This window comes from Rhodococcus sp. BE178, from assembly GCF_050433545.1.
Taxonomy (GTDB): Bacteria; Actinomycetota; Actinomycetes; order Mycobacteriales; family Mycobacteriaceae; genus Prescottella.
This window is the reverse complement of record NZ_JBNPXA010000039.1, coordinates 1-1,832: the sequence shown is the minus strand read 5'-3', so window position 1 is coordinate 1,832 and position 1,832 is coordinate 1. Positions and strand designations below refer to the sequence as shown.

Annotated in this window: 1 protein-coding gene and 1 pseudogene; both read left to right on the top strand. The window is 66.9% G+C overall.

Translation table 11 applies throughout. The annotated features are described in order from the left end of the window. Positions 1 to 863 (top strand): annotated as a pseudogene (locus J2X34_RS28395) (ketoacyl-synthetase C-terminal extension domain-containing protein); the annotation flags it as partial. Then, a partial coding sequence (locus J2X34_RS28390; RefSeq protein WP_429520355.1) for an acyltransferase domain-containing protein occupies positions 861 to 1,832 on the top strand: 972 nt, incomplete at its 3' end. The pseudogene J2X34_RS28395 and the gene J2X34_RS28390, both read left to right, overlap by 3 nt.

Below are 1,832 nucleotides of genomic sequence, written 5' to 3'. Positions count from 1 at the left end.
TGGCTCCGGATGGTCGGTGTAAGTCGTTCGGTGCTGGTGCTGATGGGACGGGCTGGTCCGAGGGTGTCGGTGTGGTGGTGCTCGAGCGGTTGTCGGTGGCGCGGGCGCGTGGGCATGTGGTGTTGGGTGTGGTTGCGGGTTCTGCGGTGAATCAGGATGGGGCGTCGAATGGTTTGACGGCGCCGAATGGTCCGTCGCAGGTGCGGGTGATTCGCCGGGCGTTGGCGGAGGCGGGGATCTCGGCGGGTGAGGTCGATGTGGTCGAGGCGCATGGGACGGGGACGCGGTTGGGTGATCCGATCGAGGCGGGTGCGTTGTTGGAGGTGTTCGGTCGGCGTGAGGGTGCGCCGTTGTGGTTGGGGTCGTTGAAGTCGAATATCGGTCATGCGCAGGCGGCGGCGGGTGTCGGTGGTGTGATCAAGATGGTGATGGCGTTGCAGCGGGGGATGCTTCCTGCGACGTTGCATGCCGATGTTGCGTCGCCGCATGTGGATTGGGCGCGTGGTGATGTGCGGTTGTTGTCGGAGTCGGTGGAGTGGCCGTCGGCGGGGCGGGTGCGTCGGGCGGGTGTGTCGTCGTTCGGGATCAGTGGCACGAACGCGCATGTGATCGTGGCGGAGGCCCCCGCCGAGACCTCCTCGGCGACCGAGTCCGAGACCCCTCCCGGGTCCGAGACCCCTTCCGAGTTCGTGGCTTCGGTCGAGGGGCCGGTGGTGGTGTCGTTCTCGGCGAAGTCCGAGGCGGCGTTGCGTGGGTATGCTTCTCGGCTTGCTGATTTCGTCGACGGTGACCCGACGGTGGATCCGGGTGCGGTGGCGGCGGGGTTGGCGGCGCGGTCGCGGTTGCGGTTTCGGGCGGCGGTGGTTGCCGATGGTCGTGACGGTGTGCTCGGCGGGCTGCGGTCGTTGGCGGCCGGGGATCCGGACGAGTCGGTGGTCACCGGTGTTGCCGGCGGGGGCCGGGTGGCGGTGTTGTTGACCGGTCAGGGTTCCCAGCGTGTGGGGATGGGCCGGCAGTTGTATGAGTCGTCGCCGGTGTTCGCGGCGGCGTTCGATGAGGTGTGTGTGGCGGCGGACCGGTTGTTGGGTCGGTCGTTGCGGGAGTTGGTGTTCGAGGACACCGGTGGGTTGCTCGATCGGACGGAGTTCACGCAGGTCGGGTTGTTCGCGCTCGAGGTGGCGTTGTTCCGGGTGGTGGAGGCTCGTGGTGTGGTGCCGGATGTGTTGGTGGGGCATTCGATCGGGGAGTTGACGGCGGCGTTTTTGGCGGGTGTGTTCTCGCTCGCCGATGCGTGTGTGTTGATCGTCGAGCGTGGCCGGTTGATGGGTGGTGTGTCGGCGGCGGGTGTGATGGCGTCGGTGTCCGGTGGCGAGGGCGAGATCGTGGCCTCGCTGACGGGATTCGAGAACAGGCTGTCGATCGCGGCGGTGAATGCGCCGGGGTCGGTGGTGGTCTCCGGTGACGAGGATGCGGTGACGGAATGGGTTGCCTCGCTGGGGAGTCGGCGGGTGCGGTTGCTCAATGTCAGTCATGCGTTCCATTCGCATCACATGGACTGCATCCTCGAAGAGTTCGAGGCGGCGGCCGCGAAGGTGGAGCTGCATGCGCCGCGGATTCCGATCGTGTCGAATCTGACTGGTGAGCTGTTGACCGATGAGCAGGCGTGTTCGCCCGGGTACTGGGCGGCGCAGTTGCGGGGCGCGGTCCGGTTCGCTGACGGTGTGCGTGTGGCCGAGGGGTTGGGTGTGACGCGGTTCCTCGAGGTGGGTCCGGAGCGGACGTTGGCGACACTGGTCGAACACTCCCTCGACGACGAGAACATCACCATCACA